13 protein-coding genes are annotated in these 17,892 nt (G+C 43.6%); all 13 read right to left on the minus strand.

Annotation, left to right across the window (positions count from 1 at the left end):
- Positions 1–70: 70 nt before the first annotated feature.
- The 13 genes from BMZ58_RS05280 to BMZ58_RS05335 all read right to left on the minus strand — a co-directional run bounded on the left by BMZ58_RS05280 (position 71) and on the right by BMZ58_RS05335 (position 17,862).
- The gene (locus tag BMZ58_RS05280) at positions 71–4,195 is read right to left on the minus strand and encodes a bacterial Ig-like domain-containing protein (RefSeq protein WP_075035504.1); all 4,125 of its coding nucleotides are present in this window, start codon (positions 4,193–4,195) and stop codon (positions 71–73) included.
- Positions 4,196–4,224: 29 nt separating this feature from the next.
- Positions 4,225–5,082, minus strand: coding sequence for a sugar phosphate isomerase/epimerase family protein (locus tag BMZ58_RS05285; protein ID WP_075035505.1), 858 nt, complete (start codon positions 5,080–5,082; stop codon positions 4,225–4,227).
- A 16-nt stretch (positions 5,083–5,098) separates the two neighbouring features.
- The gene (locus BMZ58_RS05290) at positions 5,099–6,088 is read right to left on the minus strand and encodes a sugar kinase (protein ID WP_075035506.1); all 990 of its coding nucleotides are present in this window, start codon (positions 6,086–6,088) and stop codon (positions 5,099–5,101) included.
- Entirely contained in the window at positions 6,081–6,728 is a 648-nt protein-coding gene (locus BMZ58_RS05295; RefSeq protein WP_075035507.1) for a bifunctional 4-hydroxy-2-oxoglutarate aldolase/2-dehydro-3-deoxy-phosphogluconate aldolase, read from the minus strand. Before BMZ58_RS05295 ends, BMZ58_RS05290 begins: the two co-directional genes overlap by 8 nt.
- Positions 6,729–6,745: 17 nt before the next feature.
- Positions 6,746–8,236, minus strand: coding sequence for a UxaA family hydrolase (locus BMZ58_RS05300; protein ID WP_075035508.1), 1,491 nt, complete (start codon positions 8,234–8,236; stop codon positions 6,746–6,748).
- Between the two features lie 23 nt (positions 8,237–8,259).
- A complete protein-coding gene (gene uxaC / locus BMZ58_RS05305) occupies positions 8,260–9,684 on the minus strand; it encodes a glucuronate isomerase (RefSeq protein WP_075035509.1) in 1,425 nt (474 codons plus the stop codon).
- A gap of 15 nt (positions 9,685–9,699) precedes the next feature.
- Positions 9,700–11,208 carry a tagaturonate reductase gene (locus tag BMZ58_RS05310; RefSeq protein ID WP_075035510.1) on the minus strand — a complete coding sequence of 503 codons (1,509 nt, stop codon included), beginning with the start codon at positions 11,206–11,208 and terminating at the stop codon, positions 9,700–9,702.
- 374 nt (positions 11,209–11,582) lie between these two features.
- On the minus strand, positions 11,583–12,545 hold the full coding sequence (locus tag BMZ58_RS05315) for a formylglycine-generating enzyme family protein (RefSeq protein ID WP_075035511.1): 963 nt from the start codon (positions 12,543–12,545) through the stop codon (positions 11,583–11,585).
- A 192-nt stretch (positions 12,546–12,737) separates the two neighbouring features.
- Positions 12,738–14,255 (minus strand): UDP-glucose--hexose-1-phosphate uridylyltransferase, encoded by a 1,518-nt coding sequence (gene galT, locus BMZ58_RS05320; protein ID WP_075035512.1) that lies wholly within the window; start codon positions 14,253–14,255, stop codon positions 12,738–12,740.
- 17 nt (positions 14,256–14,272) lie between these two features.
- Positions 14,273–15,262: a UDP-glucose 4-epimerase GalE gene (galE, locus tag BMZ58_RS05325; protein ID WP_075035513.1), complete on the minus strand. Its 990-nt coding sequence runs from the start codon at positions 15,260–15,262 to the stop codon at positions 14,273–14,275.
- Positions 15,263–15,276: 14 nt separating this feature from the next.
- Positions 15,277–16,434 (minus strand): galactokinase, encoded by a 1,158-nt coding sequence (locus BMZ58_RS05330; protein WP_075035514.1) that lies wholly within the window; start codon positions 16,432–16,434, stop codon positions 15,277–15,279.
- A 169-nt stretch (positions 16,435–16,603) separates the two neighbouring features.
- Positions 16,604–16,747, minus strand: coding sequence for a hypothetical protein (locus tag BMZ58_RS21305; RefSeq protein WP_208601398.1), 144 nt, complete (start codon positions 16,745–16,747; stop codon positions 16,604–16,606).
- A gap of 65 nt (positions 16,748–16,812) precedes the next feature.
- Entirely contained in the window at positions 16,813–17,862 is a 1,050-nt protein-coding gene (locus BMZ58_RS05335) for a Gfo/Idh/MocA family protein (RefSeq protein ID WP_075035640.1), read from the minus strand.
- Positions 17,863–17,892 lie beyond the last annotated feature (30 nt).

Here is a 17,892-nt window from a genome sequence, read left to right on the forward strand (position 1 = left end):
ACTGGTGTTCTCCCCTTTCCTTACCCTGGACCATGAAAAAGAAGAAGAGGATATTTCCCTCTTCTTTCTATCATTTAACGTGAATCATACTTGTGGCAGAAAATGATAATCCTGATTCCAGTTGTCCACTTAATGTTATTTCCTGTTCACCTTGCTCAAGCAAAGAGGCTAATTGATTACGTGAAAATTCTACACGATATTCTTCTATCTCGTCCTTATCAAAATCACCGATTTTATGTTTCTTCTGTTTGTCCAATGGTTGAACTTCTCCATTGAGAAGAAGGGAATCTGGGTCGATATCAGAAAGATCATATCCCTCCTGCATACTAACATAAGCCGTGACTTTCGGTCCTTTATGCCCCGGCTTATCAGGACCTTTTCCTTTCGGCGATTTTATTACAGAAGGTTGTAAGTCCACAGAAGCTACCACTTGGAATTTCAGAAAGTCTCCTCTGATCAATTCCCCATTTTCCTCTCGCTCGAATGGGAGGTCCGGGGTCAAACTAAGGAAGTTTTCATCAGTTAATGTGACACCAGTGTTGTTCCCACTTTCCGTTCCATCAAAGAAAAAGTTACCCTCCGCTTCTAATTCTGATGGATATTGGTCTGCCCCTCCATCCCCTGTGTGATAGGAAAGGAACCCATCTATAGTGAAATCTTTTTCGATATTCGGATAAGTGGTGAAGGATAGATTTCTTCCTCCATTATTATAAGACGTATTGTTTTCCGCAATGACGCCCGGGTTACTGTTACTCGTAATTCCGTCCGCACCGTTAGCGAAGGCTAAACTTTCACGGAGAATATGTGGCACATGAATCCCTTCTCCGCCAAGTTTAAATCCATTCTTATCTCCATCTCCGACCGTGCCATCCGTAAGCGCACCATTCTCGTAAGCGATACTATCTTCTATCAATACCGCTCCGATCGCTCCCGTACCTGCTTTTGTATATAAATCCCATCCATCATCGATATTATGATGGGCGACACAACCACGGAAGACGTTCCCTTCCCCTGAAGTGAGTTTAGCAGCGAAACCGTCCGCATTGTTATCAGATGGATCACGGTTATCAAATGACTCACTATTTAAGATCAGGTTATGCGACGGCCACTCTTCTTTCGGGGCTTCCCCATCTGTCCTGCTGATTTGCAAGCCTGTGTCCCCATTTTCATAGAAACGGCTTTTTTCCACGATGTTATGATCGCCACCTATCGTAAAGCCTTTCGTATTCCCGGCCGAACGTTTAAAATCGATGCCCTTCACATGCCAATAGTTTCCGCTCAGTACGACACCTTCCGATTTTTTATCAAAGTTGATGACAGGTGTTGCGTCTTCAGCGGCTACGAGGTATTTTCTCTCTTCTTCTGTCCCATCGTTATATTTGGATATTTCCAATTTTGAATCACGGACGTATTCTCCATCAGCCAATAGGATTTTTTGACCTGGCTGTACATATTCTACAGCTGTATCCAAATCAATCGGGTCTTCTGCTGTTCCTGTCCCGTCTCTTGTGCCCATTGGTGTTACATGAATCGGTTCGCCACTCCGGAATGTTTGATGGGTTACACGGAAGTTCTTCACCTGCTTCTCATATGAAGTTAAGAATTGGGTATCATCAGGAAGAAAAGTGATACTGAATTTCGTATCTGTCTGTTCAGGCAGTTCCGTAGAGATAGAGGCTGCTTCTCCCTCACTGATCCGTTTTCCTTGTTCAATGACTTCATGTCCTTGTTTGATGGTAAGGACTCCATCCACATTGGACGTTAACCGAAGTTGATAACCCTTCTCTGATGTCTGTTCCCTTGACTCCACATGGAAGGCAGGAGATACAGGTTGTTCTGGCGCTTCTACTTTCGGTGGATCCGTCTCTCTCGCTGTTACAGAGTAATGGATGTTGCTTACTTCAATATCTGCAAGACGGGCGGTATAGAAACCGACATACACATTGGAATCCTGGACATTCAAAATCTCCGGTTCAAAGAAAATATCTTCTTTCCCGTCATTCCATTGTCCCACATAACCGCTGTTCGTCTTTGCAAGTGTCAGACGGTATTCCTGCTCTGGGGCCGTATTACTATCTTCTGGTTTCTCATCATTCAACATTATTTTCTGGATCCCTTGACTGCCTGCACCATCTGGGGACTCGACGCCTGTACGGATGAACATCTGTGTTCCATTTTCCTCTTTAGTCCCGCCACTGTATCCACCGACCGCTGCAATATTAGAAGCGAACACACTTGACTCATCATTTTCGCCGATGGCGTCCCGTGCCATAATGCCAAAAGATTCCTGTCCATCATGTGGGCTTTTCGCATATTCATTCACTTTGATATCTGCGGAAAGTTCAAAGTTATCTTCATCGTTGTCAATTTCCGTATAATAAAAAGTGATGCCATCATGGTCGCCCGTTATTTTCCCTGCTCTAGGTTCTGCCACAATACGGACACTCTCCTCGCCTTCCTCGACATAGTTCGTGTCGCTTCCGGTGGATTGCCCGAATTGGATCGCCTTCCATTCCGGTTCTGCATCATCTCGAACGGTTACCTCAAACTCAATCGGATCCATTGACTGGTCTTTTGGAAGTACGACAACCGGATAGACACCTGTTTGTGATGGATCAACCGCGGTTTGATCGAGTTCATAGTCCGATCCATCCATGACAACCTTATCCCCATTATCATACACCTCGGACACCTGCAGTTCAGAGAAATTTAATTCTTCTCCCAATTGATAAGTCGTTTTCGGATAGGCGGTCACTTCCATGCCTTTTCGTTCTTTTTCCTTTACATTGACAGGAAAAGAAACCTCAGCACCCTTATAAGAGAGGGTGAGTTTCTTATCCCCGGAGCTGCTTGTATCAAGAGGGGAAACTTCCAATTGTTCTTTCGTCACCCTTACACGTTCTCCATCTGTGTAAACTGCTTCAACGGAAAGACCATCAAGGTTCAATTCTTCTCCTAAAAAGTATTGGGTTTTAGACGGTAATTGAGCAATCTCGAGTGCTGTCACTTGCTCATCTTTAACTTCAATTTCGAAATCAGTAGTAATCTCGGGAAACTGGGTGGACTGAATGGTTATTTCTTGCGTACCTGCTTCCATCAACGCTGTTCCCGGCTCAATGATTTCACCTTCCATGGAGAAAGTGTATTGTTCTCTAGACAGCGTTTCTTCGGTATACCCGGATTCATAGACACCGATTACCTCTAACCCTTGCGTATCAAATGGATCCTTCACATAATAATCCGTTTGAGCCGGGTAGTAATCGATATACATATCAGTCAGATGAAGATCCCGGATCGTCAATCCAATGGTTTCTTCCACTCCTCCATAGCTGATTGTTATCGTATTGGTTCCTGCCTCACCGCTATCATAGCCTGTAACGATATAATCCTCTGCTGTGAGGGGGATTTGCTGTCCATCGTCAAGCACAGCTTCGACTTCCAGCCCCTCTAAATCCAGCGGTTCATCGATTAAGTATTCCGTCTTCATCTGTTCAGCATCGACGTGAAGACGCTCGACATTTTCTGTCTCTTCCACTTGTGTATCGTGGAAGGGAATGCTTCCATTCCTCGCTACAAACATTCCTACATAAAGGTCGTCCTGAAAGTTTCCATCCAGCGAAATGGTTTTACTCTCCCCATTCGAAGTGACACGGAACATGTCTCCTGACTTCTTGATAGAAAGCTCATACGTTTCCCCGGAAGCCGGGGCGATATTTTCAGGAAACGGATCGAGTTTACTCAGGCTTCCATCACTGTAAAACCCTCTCATCTCATCATCCAATCCTCCGACAGCTATGTAGTTGGAGGCATGATGATCACTATCACCATTTTCACCGACCTCATCCTTCACCATCAGCCCGAAAGCTCGCTGACTATCAGGAGTATATTCATCCACATGAACGGTCGTCGAAAATTCAAAGTTGGTGTCTTCCGTCAATTTCAGATAGTAAAAAGACAGTCCCTGTTCACTGCTTGCAATCTTGCCTCCCGTTGCTTCCAGTGATAGGGAACCATCTTCATTAAATGTAGGGGGAGGGTTCTTATCTTTCCCGGTATTGGAGCCAAAAGCTGCGAACTCCCACTCATCAGACTCCTCTCCGGGTCCAGCTGCGGCAAAGGTGCTCCACGGGATACTAGAAAACATGACTACTAGAATCATAAAAACCATCCCACTCTTCCCTAACAGACGATCCATGTCATTCCTCCTTATTTATTTCACCTTGTTCAATTGAACACTCTATTAATAGAAGCTTTCAATCTGGCCTGTTCACGCGTCTGCTCAATAAAGTTTTTCGCTTCCAGCATCTCGTGTTCCTTGGCGGCTTCCATAATGATATTCATCTGTGGTTTATACTGTTCTAGCAGGGATAGATATAACTCGTAGTTCAACTCTCCTTTACCTGGGACGACAGTCTTGATTTTACCGTCTTCCGCTATTACACGATCCTTCGCATGAGCGGCGATGATGCGCGGCCCCAACAAATCAAAAGCTTCTTTAATTACTTCATCCTGATTAGAAAAGTTGGTCTCATGTACTAGATTTCCAGGATCCAATACGACACCGATATGGGAGGATGGTACTTCTTCCAGCATCCAATTCAACGATTGCGCTGTGCCTATCAGATGGTCATTGGCCGGTTCTATCCCGATATAGACGCCCCACTTTTCCGCTTCCTCTACCAACTCTTCCAGTGCTGTTTTCATAATCAGCCATTCGTCACCTGTCTGCTCCTTTGACTGGATCTTGCCCACCTCTGCTGCCACCATTGGAGCCCCGAACAAACGGGCATAACGAATCAACTCTTTGAAGCGGTCGATATTTTCTCTACGCAGTTCGACATCTTCATGAAAAAAGTGTAAATAACAAGCTAGGACAGAAATAGAAACGCCATGTTTTTCAAATTCCTCGGCAATATCTTCGACCAGTCCTGGACTCAAACGCCCTGGTTTATTAAAATCATAATCATTGAAGGCCTTCCATAATGCGAGTTGAACATGTGGAAACCCTTTAGCTCCCACTTTATAAGCAAGCTCTTTATAAGACATCTTTCCAAACAAGTGGGCTAATACCCCTACACTCATGTGCGTACCTCCTTCATTACCTTGTTACCACCTGGTTTTTGTTCATCAACTGGCGAACTTCCTCCTTCGTAGATGCGCCTTCCCAATCTCCAGGAAACTGAGTGGCTATTGCTCCCGTTACATTGGCTTGTCTTAAAGCACGAGGCACCGAATCGATTAAGGTCTCTTCCCTTAGTGGATGTTCTGTTGCCAGCCATTCATCCAAAAATCCAGCCGCATAAGCATCTCCAGCCCCTACCGTATCGACGACCTGTTCCACCTGATAGGCCGGCGCTTCAAATACGTGCGTACCAACAAAACCGATGGAACCTTCCTCCCCTAACTTCAGGGCAACAACCGATGGCCCCATGTTTAAAAACGCTTCCCCATACGCTGCTGGCGATTTTTCCCCTAATAAAAAGTGAGCTTCTTCTAATCCAGGCAAAAAGACATCACAGAGAGGGATCAATTCCAGCAAAACAGCCCTTGCTGTCTCGTCATCCCACAATTTACGTCTTAAGTTAGGATCAAATGAGACCGTCAACCCTTGCTCCCTTGCCTGATTCATAGCATCTTTCAAGAAAGCAACGGTGTGATCACCAAGTGCAGGAGTTATGCCTGTCACATGAAGATGTCTTGCTTGTTCAAACCAGGCTGGCTTTATATGTTCGGGGGCTAGTTGACTCGCTGCTGACTGTTTCCGGTAATAATGGACCATCGGATCGCCTGGAATTTTTGCCTCTTTGAAATAAAGCGCCGTCGGATGAGCATGGTCTTTTTCGACATGATCCACCTCTACCCCTTCCCCTGCAAGCGTGGATAAAATAAACTCCCCAAACGGATCCTTTCCTACACGGCTGATCCACCTCACCTTTCTACCCAGCCGCGATAAACCGAAAGCAAGATTAGATTCCGCCCCTCCGACCGATTTAGTCAAAAGAGGGGCATACTTGATCGTGCCTCCTGTATAAGGTTGGAAAAGCACCATGCTTTCCCCTATCGTTACCACATCTACTCGTTTATCCATGGACTACACTTCCTTCAACCTTTGCAACATAGGCCTTAGCCAGCCTTGTAATTTCTTCATACTTTCCTTCGGCAATCAGCTTATTGTTGACGAGATTTCCGCCAAGTCCCACAGCTTTCACTCCGTAGTGCAAAACCTCTTCGATGTTATCCAGGTTCACCCCTCCTGTAGCGATCATCGGAATATGACCAAGCGGTCCGCGCACATCCTTGATATATTTCATCCCGAGCGCACCGACAGGGAATACTTTGACAGCCGAGGCCCCGAGATTAGTTGCCCGCATCATTTCCGTCGGTGTCATCGTACCTGGCCAAACCGGAACCCCTTTAGCCAAACAATAGGTCACGATCTCTTCATCAAAGTGTGGGGATACGATATATTCCGCGCCTGCGTCAATCGCAGCTGCAGCCTCCTCGACACTCAACACCGTACCAGCTCCGATTTTCAAGTCCCCATCGAAGTTTTCCTTCAGATTTGAAATCAATTCAAGGGCGCCTTCTGTATTCAGAGTGATTTCAAGAAAACGGATACCTCCTTTGTACAAGGCTGCCGCCACTTCATTTCCTGTGCCGGAAGGGATCCCTCTAATAATGGCGATGATTTTGTGGTCTTCCAACTGTTGTAAAAGGCTTTGCTCCATGTTCGGTCCCTCCTCATTTAAAGCGTGACCCCTGACTTGAAAATCGCTATTTCGCGGAAGTCATTTTTTTCGTTATTGACCAGTTCTCCGCTGGCCACCCGGATGATATAATCACGGAAATCCTTCAACACATCATCCGGCTGGGAGCCTTCCAATAAACGGCCTGCGTTGAAATCGATCCAGTGTTTCTTCTTCTCATACAGCGGTGTATTCGTAGAAATTTTCATCGTCGGTACGAACGAGCCAAACGGTGTTCCTCTTCCTGTCGTGAATAAAACAATCTGACAACCTGCAGCACCGAGGGCAGTAGAAGCAACCAAATCGTTGCCTGGGGAACTGAGTAAATTCAGCCCTTTCGTTTGCAGCCTTTCTCCATATTTAAGGACATCTGTAACGACAGAGGTTCCTGCTTTTTGCGTACATCCTAACGACTTGTCTTCAAGCGTTGTTATGCCACCATCTTTATTACCAGGCGACGGGTTCTCATAAATCGGTTGATCATGAGTCAGGAAATACTGCTTGAAGTCATTGATCAAATCGACCGTTTTGTGAAAAACTTCTTCATTGACCGCCCTTTCCATCAGTAATTTTTCTGCACCAAACATTTCAGGTACTTCCGTCAAGACGGTCGTGCCTCCCTGGGCGACTAGATAATCAGACAGTCTGCCAAGCAACGGATTGGCCGTGATGCCGGAAAAGCCATCGGATCCTCCACACTTAAGCCCGACCTTCAATTCCGACAGCGGAACATCTTCCCGGTGATCATCCTTCGCCGCTTGGTAAATGTCGTGTAAACATTTGACCCCTTCTTCGATTTCATCTGAAACATCCTGGGAAGTAAGGAACTTGATTCTCTCGCGGTCATAATCCCCAAGGGAAGCCTCGAACTCTGTGACACTATTATTCTCACATCCAAGTCCCAAGACAAGGACCCCGCCGGCATTCGGATGTTTGACGGCATTGCCTAAAATCGTCCTTGTGTTAAGATGGTCATCCCCCAATTGAGAACAACCATAGTTGTGTTTCAGCACCTGGATGTTATCAAATGGGGCGATATCACCGACTTCGGATTGGAAAATTTTAATGATTTGCTCGGCGATGCCATTCACGCAGCCCACTGTGGGAACGATCCAAAGTTCATTCCGGATGCCTACACGGCCATCAGATCGTTTGAAACCTTTGAACGTCCGGTTTTCATCCTCAAAAGGGTTGGCCGCGAATTTCGGTTCATAGTGGTATTCCTGGACACCTTCCAAATTCGTTTTTGTATTTTCCGTATGGACCCAGTCCCCGACATCTACGTGGTCTTCCAAATGTCCGATTGGAAAACCATATTTAATTACATCCGTCCCTTTCGTCATCGGGACCAACGCTACTTTGTGCCCGCTTGGAATATTTGCATTCACAGTGATTTGACGCCCATCTACATTCACGGTCATGCCTTGAGGCAAATCTTTCAAAGCGACGGCAACATTATCCTGTTCGTTTATTTTCAAGATATTTTCCAAGATAGATCCTCCTAAATTAAGCTCTAAACTTTTAATTGCTGGGACTGTGTCTGAAAACCTAAATAGCGGACAGCATTTCTATAAGAAATATCTTTGATAATCGGTTCTAACAATTCGTCATCATTCGGGACTTCCCCATTCTCCACCCATGTCGCCAACAGATCACACAAGATTCTGCGGAAATACTCATGGCGCGTATAGGACAAGAAACTTCTTGAATCTGTCAGCATACCGATGAACTGACTGAGTATACCCATATCTGCAAGCGTTTTCATTTGTGACAACATGCCTTCCTTCGTATCGTTGAACCACCAGGCGGTACCAAATTGCATTTTCCCTGGGACGCCGCCCTCCTGGAAGCTTCCCGCAATCGTCGCCAGGACGGGATTATCTTTCGGGTTCAGGGAATACAACACGGTTTTCGGGAGAGCATCCTGCTTTTCAAGGGCATCCAGCAAACGGCAAAGTGGTTTTGCAATCTGGCCATCATTCATACTGTCAAAGCCAGTATCCGGACCTAACTGCTGAAACATTTTAGTATTGTTATTGCGCTGGGCACTAATATGGTATTGCATGACCCAGCCCAGTTCGGAGTAAATTTTTCCTAAGAACGTAAGGGTGAAAGATTTATATTTAGCTTCCTCTTCTTTACTGACTTTGAAGCCGCTTTTCGCTTTTTTGAAGATGTTAGAAACCTCTTCCATCGTCGCCTCTTGATAAACTACTTCATCCAATGCGTGATCAGACACCCGCCCGCCTACTTGGTCGAAATATCTTGCCCGCGCATCCAAGGCAGCAAGGAAATCCTCATAGTTATTGATGGAGACCTGGGAGGCATCTTCCAATTTACTCACCCATTCCTGATAACCATCCCTATTCAGCTCCAAGCCTTTATCCGGACGGAAACTAGGCAGGACTTCTGTCTCAAAATCCGATTCCTTCAAAAGCTTATGGTAACGCAAATCATCTACTGGATCGTCAGTCGTACAAATGACTTCCACATTCGAAGCTCGGATTAAATCACGCACTCCGAAATCATCCTGGGTCAACTGTCCATTCACCTTTTCCCATATTTCCGGTGCTGTGTTTTCATTGAGGGCGACAAAAATATTAAAATAACGCTGCAGTTCCAAATGGGTCCACGTATAGACAGGATTTCCGATTGACTTCGGTACCGTACGCGCCCAAGCAAGGAATTTTTCGTACGGAACAGCCTCTCCTGTAATAAGGTTTTCATCGATGCCATTCGCTCTCATTAATCGCCATTTATAGTGATCACCATCGAGCCAAATATCGGCGATGGTTTGATAAGACTTATTTTCATAAATCTCTTTCGGACTAAGGTGGCAGTGATAATCAATAATCGGCATGTCTTTCGCATAATTGTTATATAACCGTTCCGCTGTTTCACTGTTCAGTAAGAATGTTTCATCCATAAAGTTCTTCATATCATCCCATCCTTTTTATTTTTGATTTTCCAATGCCCATGTGTCTTTCAACATCTGTGCCGTTGTATTTCTTGCACCCTTCGTCCGGATAGAGTGGAAATACTCCCATACAGCATCAGCCGCTGGGGATAAATCTCTTCCCCAAAGATTTTCATTACTTAATAAGGAAGTGATGGCTCCGTGATCCTGTTCGCCTTTATTCCAAAAATCAATAAATGCATCTAAAACCACTTGATCATCACGCACTTTATATTCTGTGCCCTGATAGCTCCCCATGAAATGCCCCTCGTAAATCGTCTGGGCTCGATAATAATGAAGCAAGGAAGCAAGGGATAGAGCAATTGAATCAGGTATCATTTCATCCTTTGGCAGCAAAGGGAACACTCTGCTTTTCCATTTCTGGACGGCATTCAACCCAAGGTCTGTCAACTGATGTTTGACGAATGGATTTTGGAATCTCTCCAGCACAGAAGCGGCAAAACTCTCCTTTTCCTTTTCATCAAAAGAAAGCCCTGGCAAGATATCCTTATAAATAACAGAACGAACATAGGAAGAGACGACATCATCCTCCATCACATCCTTGACAGTTTGAAGGCCGGACAAAAAACCGACGGAAAAAAGCAATGTATGAGGAGCATTCAATAGACTCACTTTCAAGTCACGATAAGGCTTCACCTCTGCCCATTTCACATTCAAACCAGCTTCCTTGAAAGGTAACTTCTCTTCCAGTGGTTCATCCGCCTCAATGACAAAAAGATGAAACGGCTCCCCGACAGCCATGAGCACATCTTCATACCCTAACTTTTGCTCCCATTCTTTGCTGTTCTCTTTTGGATAACCGGGAACGATGCGATCGACAAGCGTGTTGCAAAATGTATTTTGATCATCGACCCATTTCTTAAAGTCTTCGGAGAGATCCCAATCTTCAGCAATGCGAAGCACAATTGATTTCAGGAGGCTTCCATTTTCTTCGACTAGCTCACATGGGATGATGGTGAATCCCCGGCCCCCGTTTGTGTGGGTAAAGCGACGATAAAGCAAGGCTGTCAATTTACCCGGAAAGGATAAGGGAGATGAAGTTCTTGGAAATTCTTCCTCCATATGCACAAGCCCTGCTTCTGTCGTATTGGAAAAGATGAATTCCATGGAGTCAGACTCCGCTAACTTCAAGAGCTCTTCCCATGATTCATAAGGATTGATACTGCGGGAGATTGTAGAATTCACCTCCACCTCCTGCGTTTCCTCTCCATTCTCTACTCCTTGTAGAATTGTCGTGTACAAATTGTCCTGCTTGTGAAGTTTCGGTACGACTTTCCCATGAGGAGTCGGCTGGATGGCGACTGTTCTGCCATTGAACAAGCCTTGCTGATTCATTTTTTCAAGCATCCAGTTCAAATAAGCACGAAGGAAATTCCCTTCCCCAAACTGAATTGCTCGTTCTGGTAATTCTTTATGGATTAACGTTTTATTGGAAGCATGGATGCTTTGTATATTTTTTACTGTTTCTTTTGTTAAGCGAACCATAAATATTCCACTCTCCTTCGCCTTTGAATAACAACGTTGTTATTTAAGCTAAAAAATATATACTCCGTAACAGGAGATAACTTTTTAACAACGTTGTTATTATTAAGTGTATGGATAATCATTCTAAATGTCAATGGGTTTTCCTTTTGTTGTCTGAAAATTCTAGGATTTAATTATCCTGTAAACTTCCAGGTCGTTATCACCTTCCCTTTTTACTGCTTAAGTATAGGAATCAAGCTGATTTATCGGAGCATGGAAGAGCTATAACCAAAAAAACAACGGAAGTAAAAACTTCCGTTGTTTCTCTGAACTTTCCATCCAGTAACACAGTGGAGGGCAGGGACAAAAAATGAAATGACATATTTGTTTATTTGTTAAGCATTCCTTACACAACGGAAACCTATATTACCAGTAGAGCTATCCATAATATTTGAACTACGAGCAGCTACACGATATCGATTACAGTAAGATTTATGACATAGGTAGGAACCGCCTCGCATTACTTTAGGCATTTGGTTATCGATTTGTTTTTTATCTTCAGCTTTTCGATAAGGACGAGTGGTAAACCAATCTTCACACCATTCCCACACATTTCCGGACATATTATAGAGTTCATAGCCATTCGCAGGAAATGAATGAACAGGTGCAGTCCCGATAAAGCCATCTTTTTCCGTGTTTTGACGTGGAAAATCACCTTGCCAAATATTACAATAATGCTCCCCATTTGGTGTTAAATCATCTCCCCATGGATACTTTTTCTGTTCTAAGCCCCCACGGGCCGCATATTCCCATTCGACTTCAGTTGGCAGTCGCTTTCCTGCCCACTTACAAAAAGCCACGGCATCATTCCAAGATACGTGGATAACTGGGTGATCCATACGATCTTCTATTGTAGACCCCTGACCTTCAGGCTGAAACCAATAAGCTCCTTCGACTGCAAACCACCATGGTGTTCCAGCCACTTGTTGGACTTTGCCTATCATATCTTGGGATAAAAACTTGTAAAAAACAAAAGACCATCCAAATTGCTCCGCCTCTGTCTTATATCCAGTATCTTTAATAAATTGGTCGAATTCTTCGTTACTGACTGCATAGCTGTCTATATAAAAAGGATTTACTTTAGCTTTCCTCACAGGTCCTTCTCCATCAGCAGAAAACCCTTCATCATCATCCGTTCCCATAAAAAACTCTCCCCCATGCAAGTAAACCATCTTCTCTTTAAATTTAATCTCTTGCTTATTCAATCTTTTCTTTTCGTTATCTCCCTTTGTCTTACCAAGTTTAATGCTTTCTCGATTCACACTACAACAGGAACGTGTTTTTTGCTTTTCCTTCATTACTCTCCCCCTAAAAAATTTACCAAAAAAGATAAGTGTTCGGTGGTTGTGCGTAAGGATATTTATTATGCACTCTATTTGGTTATCAAATTAAATGAACTCTTTAATGATAGTTAGCCTAAAGGACGTAAATTAAGTATAATTCCTATTCACTTAAAAATTTACATATAGCACTGCAAATAAAACACTACCTTAAATTTGGTCTAGGAATCGACGGAAAGCTTCCTGACCCTGGGTGTCCGTTTTGAACACTCCTGCATGCTCGAGCACCGTGGAAAAAGTTCTGCCTATCTCTGTCTGTAAAAGTTGTTTGATATTTCCTTCCTTTAAATTAGGATGCTCAGCTTCAATTCGTTTTGCCCAATCGATATGCTTGGCCGTCCTTTCATCTTCCTTTCCTTTGGTTTCGAGCTTGTCGGCGAGCATATATTGGCTAAGCACCTCCATTTCTTCAACCAGACGGCCTGGGAGTACAGCAAGACCCATAACCTCGATTAGACCGATATTTTCTTTCTTTATATGGTGGACTTCCTGATGGGGATGGAAAATCCCTAATGGATATTCATCACTTGTACGGTTATTCCGGAGTACCAAGTCGAGTTCATAATAATCGTCTTTTTTCCTGGCGATAGGTGTGATAGTATTGTGTGAATTTCCTTCGGTTTCTGCTAAAATGCCAACATCTTTATCACTATAATCTCTCCATTTTTCAAGTATCCTGCCGCCAAGCTTAGAAATCTGGTCACGATTTCTTCCTTGAAGCCGAATAACAGACATAGGCCATTTGACAATGCCGACGGTTATATTTTCGAAGCCATCCATAGGGACAATTTCTTTTATCGGTGCTTTTGCCATTGGAAAATCATGATGACCAGCCTGAAAATGATCGTGACTTAGAATTGACCCTCCGACAATAGGAAGATCCGCATTTGAACCGACGAAATAATGGGGAAATAGTTCAACAAAATGCAACAGACGATCAAAGCCTTCTTTCGATATTTTTATTGGGCGATGCTCTCTAGAAAGAACGATTGCGTGTTCATTGTAATAAACATAAGGGGAGTATTGAAGGTACCATTCTTCTCCGGCAAGTTCCATAGGGATGAGCCGATGATTCTGTCTCGCGGGATGATCAAGCCGTCCGGCATATCCAACATTTTCCTTACATAATAAACATCTTGGATAAGAAATAGTAGTGTTTGCCTTTGCTGCTGCAATAGCTTTCGGGTCTTTCTCCGGTTTGGACAGGTTGATAGTGATTTCCAAGTTTCCGTATGTGGTATGGCTATGCCAGTGAACGTTTTTGGCAATCCGCTCCGTGCGGATATAATGAGATGATTTTGCCATGTCATAAAAATATTCAGTTGCTGCAATTGGTCCTTCGATTCGGTAATAATGATAAAACGTTTTGATGATCTCCGCCGGACCTGGAAGGAGTTCATCCATAATTAGAGGGTCAAACAAGTCACGATATATCACCGTATTTTCCGGTAGAAGTTCGTGGTCAGCGGCATAATCCAGCATTTTTTCCAAGATATCAACCGGAGTGTCGAGACGTTCATCAGGCGTGGATGTTGGTTGATCCTCTGTTAAATGGAATAACTCGAGCAGACCATTCCTGACATAATCGGTATCCCAAGTAGAAATCATTTCCTTTTGCAGTCCATACCTGATCAGTCTGTCGATTTCTCTGTAGATATTCACACTCATATGATCACCTCTATCTATTAATCTTTGTAACCATCCGGATGGTCCTGGATCCATTCCCATGCAGTATGAATCATTTTGTCAATGTCACCATGCTGAGGATTCCAGCCGAGTTCTTTCATAGCATTTTCCGAAGAAGCGACCAATTGTTCCGGATCTCCCGCCCTCCGTGGCGCTGTTTCCGCCGGAATTTCATGTCCTGTTACTCTTCTTGCTGCATCGATGACTTCTTTAACTGTGTACCCCTGCCCATTACCAAGGTTGAAAATATTACTTTCAACACCATTACTCAATTTCTTAAGAGCTAAAAGGTGTGCATCGACTAGATCGACTACATGGATATAGTCACGTACACAGGTACCATCTTTTGTTTCATAGTCATCACCATAGATAAATATTTTTTCACGTTGGCCTAAAGCTACTTGCAGAACTATAGGGATAAGATGAGTTTCTGGTCTATGATCTTCCCCGATTCTGCCATCTGGATCGGCACCTGCAACGTTGAAATAGCGTAATACGATAAAATTGATGCCATGGGCTATTTCTGCCCATTTAAGCATTTTTTCTATCGTAAGTTTTGTTTCTCCATAGGGATTCGTCGGTACAGTTGTATCCGTTTCCTTTATCGGCACTTGTTCCGGCTCGCCATATACAGCTGCTGTAGATGAAAAGACGAGTTTTTTTACGTCGTTCGCTGCCATGGCACTCAGCAGGCAAATGGCTCCAGAAACATTGTTATCGTAATATTGAAGCGGATTTTCGACACTTTCACCGACAAGAGAATCAGCCGCAAAATGTATGACAGCTTCCACGTCATTTTCTTGAAAAACGTTATTCAGAAAATCCTTATCCCGAAGATCTCCCTCATAAATTCTTGCTCCAGGTAAAATCGCCTGCTTATGCCCTTTTTTAAAATTATCCACGACGATTACCTCTTCGCCTTTATCTATTAATTGTGCAACTGCATGGCTTCCGATATATCCTGCCCCACCACAAACTAGTACTGCCATGACTTTTCCTCCTTTTACACCATTTTTGCTCCGTCACCGATTTCTACGATATTAAAACTTGCTTCCAATCCAGTTTTTTGCTTATATTTCTGCTGAACATTTTCTATGAAACTTTCGATAATATCATTTGGCACTATACTAATTGTGCATCCTCCGAAACCTGCCCCTGTCATTCGGGAGCCTATTGCGCCTTCTTCCCAGGAAGCTTCGGTAAGCGTATCAAGTTCTTTTCCTGTGACTTGATAATCATCCCTTAGCGATCGATGGGATTCGTTCATCAATTGCCCGAACCCTTTTACATCCCCTTTATTCAGTCTTTCAACTGCTTTGATAGTTCGAGCATTTTCGTAAACCGCATGCCTTCCCCGTTTTTGAACTGTATCATCTGTGATTAAATGCTTATACTGCTCGAATTTTACTGGCGTGAGGTCTCCAAGACTATTTATATCCAATACACTTCGTAGTTCCTGGAGAGCTGTTTCGCACTGTGTTCTTCGCTCATTGTATTTTGAATCAGCCAGACCCCTACGTTTATTCGTATTGATGATGATCAGGCTTTCTTTTTCTAATGTAATCGGAGTATACCTGTACTCTAATGTCTCGCAATTTAATAATATGGCATGGTCTTTTCTTCCGAATCCAATAGCAAACTGATCCATGATGCCACAGTTCACACCAATAAAATCGTTCTCGGCTTTTTGTGCGAGCTTCACCATTTCTACCGTGTCTAAATTAAGACTATACAATTCATTCAGCAATACAGCGGTAGTAAGCTCGATAGAAGCAGATGAGGAAAGACCGGCGCCGTTTGGAATATTACCGTAATAAGCTACATCAAAGCCATGCCCCAATTCGTACCCTGCTTTTTGAAAAACAGCCGCAACCCCTATCGGATAATTGGCCCATTTTTGTTCAGGGTTGTATTGCAATTTTTGCATTGTAGTTGCTATGGTCCCAGAACTGTCAAAATTCATGGAATAAAGATTTAGCTTTGTGTCATCCCGCTTACGAGCAACTGCGTAGGTGCCCACGCTCAGAGCACATGGGAATACATATCCACCATTATAATCAGTATGTTCCCCGATCAAATTGACCCGGCCAGGAGCGTAGAACGAATAGAGCTCCCCATGCCCTCCGAACTGTCTTATAAATGCATCTTTTAAATGTTCCATCCTGCCCACCTCTTAAAAATATAATTGATTACCTTAAAACCTATTTTCCAATCTACCCCAACACGCGTTTCTTACCAGGCTATAGTACTCATCCATTTCCAGAGTGCTCAGTCCTTATGAAAAAACCGGATGGTATAATACCATCCGATTTTTAATTATATTTGGGTCGCTAATTACTTTGTGTACTTATTTCACACTTCAACTCCCGGCCATACATCAACGATTGGTTTTCTACTCCACAGGAAAATGAGTATAGCAAGAGCCTGATAATACCGGCGATTGCTCCAGTATTTTCGTCACGGTATTTATTCATCTGGCACATATATAGTTTTTTATATACATTATCTAATACTGTCTTTGTTCTTTCTCAACCTTTGATCATTCATCTAATTTAACTGCCTCTCCTGTTCGTGCCGATTCATAAAGACCATTAATGATTTTTTGAATTACTACACCTTGTGCTGGAGTGCTAAGGGGGGATTCGTTGGCAAGGCAAGCGTTCACAAAGGTTTCTACTTCTAATTCATGATATCCTTTCTTCGGGAGATAAGCAGGTGAAATATCGATCAATGTATCATATTTTTCCTGATATATTTTCAATGGAAAAACATCCGCCCCGCCTTCATTACCCATCAGGGAGACATTCATTAGATCATTCTTTTCTACATTTGCTGCAAAGGCTGTTTCAAGCATAACTGTCGCTCCATTTTTAAAACGGATCATCCCTAGCGCCATGTCTTCGATCGAGAAGTTCTTCCAATCCCACTCCCCCATCGTTCCTACCCCTTTCCGGGTACCAATTTCTTGATAAGTAGCACCAAATACGGTTTCCGGTTCAGGATAGTCCATTAAGTAAAGGGCTGTATCTAACATATGGACACCGATATCGATGAGGGGGCCACCGCCTTGAAGCTCTTTATTTGTAAAGACTCCCCAGCCTGGAATACCTCTTCTTCTCACAGCTTTGATGGTAGCGGCATAAATATTCCCAAGGGCTCCACCCTCCGTAAAGCGCTTTAACGCCTGTACTTCAGGAGCATAACGGAAGTGGAAGCCATAGGTGAGAATTTTTCCATTCCTTTCCGCAGCCTCTTCCATGGCTTTGGCTTCCTCTACATTCATGGCTGGTGGTTTCTCACATAAAACATGACAGCCTGCTTCAAGAACATGGATTGAAGCTTCCGCATGGAATTTGTTAGGGGTACACACACTGACGGCATCTAGGCTGCATTGTGCCAGCATTTCTTTATAGTCTGTAAAAACTTGAGGAATGGAAAACTTTTCGCCGCATTCCTTTGCGTTTTTTTCAATCACGTCAGCTACCGCTATTATTTCTACTCGGTCGGAGTGTTTTAAATAGTTGGGAATATGTATACCTCTTGCAATGCCACCTGCACCGATGATGCCTACCTTCAACTTTTCATTCAACAAGTCATCACCCTTCCTCTATTTTAGCCT

This window comes from Halobacillus dabanensis (genome assembly GCF_900114165.1).
GTDB lineage: Bacteria > Bacillota > Bacilli > Bacillales > Halobacillaceae > Halobacillus > Halobacillus dabanensis.

Coding starts and splice junctions, on each gene's coding strand:
- BMZ58_RS05280 (WP_075035504.1), bottom strand. CDS start 4,195: ATGGATCGTCTGTTAGGGAAGAGTGGGATGGTTTTTATGATTCTAGTA.
- BMZ58_RS05285 (WP_075035505.1), bottom strand. CDS start 5,082: ATGAGTGTAGGGGTATTAGCCCACTTGTTTGGAAAGATGTCTTATAAA.
- BMZ58_RS05290 (WP_075035506.1), bottom strand. CDS start 6,088: ATGGATAAACGAGTAGATGTGGTAACGATAGGGGAAAGCATGGTGCTT.
- BMZ58_RS05295 (WP_075035507.1), bottom strand. CDS start 6,728: ATGGAGCAAAGCCTTTTACAACAGTTGGAAGACCACAAAATCATCGCC.
- uxaC (WP_075035509.1), bottom strand. CDS start 9,684: ATGAAGAACTTTATGGATGAAACATTCTTACTGAACAGTGAAACAGCG.
- BMZ58_RS05310 (WP_075035510.1), bottom strand. CDS start 11,208: ATGGTTCGCTTAACAAAAGAAACAGTAAAAAATATACAAAGCATCCAT.
- BMZ58_RS05315 (WP_075035511.1), bottom strand. CDS start 12,545: ATGAAGGAAAAGCAAAAAACACGTTCCTGTTGTAGTGTGAATCGAGAA.
- galT (WP_075035512.1), bottom strand. CDS start 14,255: ATGAGTGTGAATATCTACAGAGAAATCGACAGACTGATCAGGTATGGA.
- galE (WP_075035513.1), bottom strand. CDS start 15,262: ATGGCAGTACTAGTTTGTGGTGGGGCAGGATATATCGGAAGCCATGCA.
- BMZ58_RS05330 (WP_075035514.1), bottom strand. CDS start 16,434: ATGGAACATTTAAAAGATGCATTTATAAGACAGTTCGGAGGGCATGGG.
- BMZ58_RS21305 (WP_208601398.1), bottom strand. CDS start 16,747: ATGAATAAATACCGTGACGAAAATACTGGAGCAATCGCCGGTATTATC.